Source organism: Bacillus sp. 105MF (assembly GCF_000374885.1).
In the GTDB taxonomy this organism is placed as follows: domain Bacteria; phylum Bacillota; class Bacilli; order Bacillales; family Bacillaceae_G; genus Bacillus_A; species Bacillus_A pseudomycoides.
The window spans coordinates 1-3,628 of the sequence record NZ_KB895655.1 but is presented as its reverse complement, the minus strand read 5'-3'; the positions used below and the strand labels follow the sequence as shown (position 1 = coordinate 3,628).

The following is a 3,628-nucleotide window of genomic DNA, read 5'->3' as shown; positions in this document are numbered from 1 at the left end:
GTGAGCTGCTTGAGGGAAAACCTCACGAGCAGTTCTTATGGGGAGGAGCTGGAAACGGGTCATAACCGATACTGCGCCAGTTCTTTACCCGACAGCTGTTATTTAAGATATGGAAATCTTGGTTTCAAATTCATCGTTGTAAATCTATTAAACAAGAAAGATTAGAATGCCACCTTTATGGGCAACTCATTAGTATTCTATTATGTTCCTCTACTATGTTTAAAATGCGAGAACTCCTGTTACGTAAGAAACAGAAAGAGCTAAGTGAATATAAAGCGATGTACATAATTAAGGATTATTTTTTACTTTTTTACCAAGCATTACACAAAAACACCCAAGAATTATCAAAGGTTCTCCTTCGTCTGTTTAACCTCCTACAGCGTAACGGACGAAAATCTCATCGTTATGAGAAAAAGACAGTCTTTGATATTTTGGGTGTTGTTTATGAGTATACCACTTCTACTCATCAGGTAGCATAGTAAAAAAATTGAAACCCGTCAGGGTTTATTTGATATGCCCATTTTTATAAAATCTATAAAAGATAATAATAAACTATATGAAAAGACCGCATTTTCTATAAAAATATACCTTAAGTTGATGGATGTGTGGCGCTCCCCCTTATAAATGTTACAAAAATCTTTCAAATAGCTCTAACTTGCACAATGCTTCCCGTTAATATAATACGCTGATTCTGTGAAAACCGTAAATACAACCTCTACTTCTGGAAGTCCAAAATCCATTACATATGTAGTAATGGCCTTGGCAAATCGATCACGAATTTCCTGTCCACGCTCGAACCATTTCACTTCAATAAGAGGAAACGCTTCTATTTCTTCTCCATTGAATATAAACGTAGAACTTGGTAGTTCCAACGTAAAATTATCCGTACCACACTCACAAATCTCTGCGAGCTCTTCTACTAATGGCTTGCTTATGCGTTTTAATTGTTCAGTAGTAATTCCACGAAACACAACATGCGGCATGTGAATCCCTCCGTTAGATAGCTTTATATTTGCTCACATCATAGCACAATTTATTTTGCTGCACTAGAATCTATTGGTACATTTCAATGACATTCTTAAGTTGATAGGCATGTATGTTGACCCCTAACAATATGTTTTTAAATTTATTTAGACAAAAGGAATGGAATTACAAGGGGCACTTAATTTTGATATAAAAACAAATATGAAGAGCATGTTTTGAGTAATCTTTTTTCAAAACATGCTCTCAGTTTTATTGTTTTAAAGGAGCTTGGGGGAAACTCGTTTTGATTAATTTTATTTTTCTAATACATCTGAGCGAACTAATTTTAAATCATCTGTTTTAATTGCACCTGTTGAAGTAGATGACGGTTTAACTGTCGTAGCCGTATCCCAATAATGACCACCTTGCCAGAACTGTGCAAAAGGTGAATTGATTGTTTTATTTGCAACTCCAGCAACTGCAGAACCTGGTTTTAAGCTATATTCAGCTGTAACTTGGTATAATGCAGCTGTAATTGTTCGATCCGAATCGTTAGTAAGGCTAAATTTACGTGATACTGTTTGTTCTTCACTTAATGAGATGCTTGTACCAAATGTACTTTGGAACTCATAACTTGCTCCCACTTCAAAAATATCTTCAATACCAAAACCAGCATTTACACCTACAGTGTGAGCAAATGATTGTGATTGTTCCTTCGTCATACCTGTTTTGATGTCAAATGTTACTTCATATCCAGTGTTTTTAGCAGGAATGGATGCTGAACCACCAGGAACTTTCTTCAGATATTTCTTCTCAGTTAATACAGCATCTTTTAGTGGGTTAAATGGTGTTTTCGCTGAATAACCAATTGTTACAGCTTTTTCAGCGCCCCAATTATTGTCTCCCCAAATCACTTGGATTCCAAGTTCATCTAAGCTTTTCTTTCCGAATTCCTCTAGAATGGCTCTTTTTAAGCCACCTTCACCCTCAAAAAATTCAGGGTTAAAATAGTCATTTTCAGCATCATTTTTTTCGTAATATTTAGATTTTAATATTTTTTGCACATCAGGATCATTTGGATCTTGCGCATAACGAGTGTTAAAAAGGTTTTCTAATGTTTCCAGAACAAGTCCTTTTACAAAAGCTTCTCCATAGGTACTTCCAAAATATTCTTCGATTTGAGATGGGCTATACCCCATGAATTGTAAATCGTAATAAAATCTAGGTGGTGGATCCATATGTTTTAGCTCTTTATTTCTCCAATTTCCAATGATTTTATTGTCATTTTTATAAAAATAATCTAAATAAACATATTGAAGCGGTTTTGCTTCCTTGATGTGTGGTGGTGTAACAGATGGGAAATTCGCTTTGATAATATTATTATTGATATAATTTGCATCAAATTCTTGATTTACACTAGAATTTTCTTCTGATACCTGTCCATCTTTAAGGTTTAATGATGGATTTTCTTTTTCAATAGAAGTAACTGCGCTAGCAGCTGAAGATACTGTACTTGCTTCTGCCTTTAAAGAAAAGGCTGGACTTGCTAAAACAGCAAATGCTAATGCTGCAGGAATCAATTTTTTCTTATAATTCATATGATCTCTCCCTTTCTTTCATCATTTCTACAAGATTACAAAAAATAGAATTACGCTGTACATTGCTTATACTTTTTACTTCGAATTCAACTAAAATCACCTTTGATATATTCATCTTATTATAGAAATATTTCAATTTACTTTCGTAAATGTTACAAAAGTCTTTCATTGATTTGAAAAGCTTGGAAATTTCTAAAATACAATTATCAAACTCAAATTATAGTATTTACTCTCAGGGTGACCCTTGAACCCAATAGTCGTTTCCGTTTTACTTTATCCCGCTATTTACGGTCAGTAAGACTTCCACATCAAGATTCAGAGAGAAACGAAGAAGATAGGTGGGGGATGAAGCCCCCACCGCTGGAAGTATCACTTTATAACATAAATACCTTTTGCCATGTATAAGTGTATTTTGTTATTTGTTATTTGTTATTCACGTACGTATCAAACCATAAATGGATATATCCTGCTGTAATACGCTGTGCTTCTATTAAACGTTTTCCTGTTACCGGTGTTACTTCCGCACGCCATTTATCAGCAGAGTCTTGTGATACAGCTGCTTTTAGGAACCAATTTTTCGTATTATCATTAACAATTGATGGGAAATCAGCCTTTGCTGCCGATGCTGATGCATGAACCCACTCTTCTGGATTTGCACTTTTCCAATTCCAATAGCCATCTCCATCTATTACCCTATAATTGTCCTTCACTGTATCAACGAAGTTTTCATATTTTGAGTGGAAGCCAAATGGATGCGAAATGTTAGTAAAGTTTGCTGCATGCATTGGTTGGTTAACATCCCCTAAATAATGAAGTGATAATCCTAAATAAAAGAATGCATTTTTCATATCTTTATTTTGATAAGCTTCACCAGCTAATTTAAAATACTTTGCTCCTGTTTGCTTTGCTTGTTTAGCAAATGGAATATACGTTTTTTCTGAATCAGGATCATAGAAGTGTGAAGCGAATGTAGAATTATCATAGTATGGGTTTTTATAATCTGCAGAATAAATGCCTTCCTCCAAATTAGTACGCCATTCATTTAATAGAGCTGTCTCATTTTGCTT

Annotated in this window: 3 protein-coding genes and 1 pseudogene; 1 reads left to right on the top strand and 3 read right to left on the bottom strand. The window is 34.5% G+C overall.

The features are described 5' to 3' along the window. Nucleotides 1-92 precede the first annotated feature (92 nt). A pseudogene (locus C564_RS33160) lies at nt 93-479 on the top strand (IS4 family transposase); the annotation flags it as partial. Nucleotides 480-650: 171 nt separating this feature from the next. Here the strand turns inward: C564_RS33160 and C564_RS0131140 are convergent. The 3 genes from C564_RS0131140 to C564_RS0131130 all read right to left on the bottom strand — a co-directional run. Next, nucleotides 651-983: a DUF1904 family protein gene (locus tag C564_RS0131140; RefSeq protein WP_018768188.1), complete on the bottom strand. Its 333-nt coding sequence runs from the start codon at nt 981-983 to the stop codon at nt 651-653. Nucleotides 984-1,277: 294 nt separating this feature from the next. Then, entirely contained in the window at nt 1,278-2,561 is a 1,284-nt protein-coding gene (locus C564_RS37970) for a hypothetical protein (protein ID WP_018768187.1), read from the bottom strand. A 422-nt stretch (nt 2,562-2,983) separates the two neighbouring features. Further along, on the bottom strand, nt 2,984-3,628 hold a 645-nt coding region (locus C564_RS0131130), incomplete at its 5' end, for a phospholipase C (RefSeq protein ID WP_018768186.1).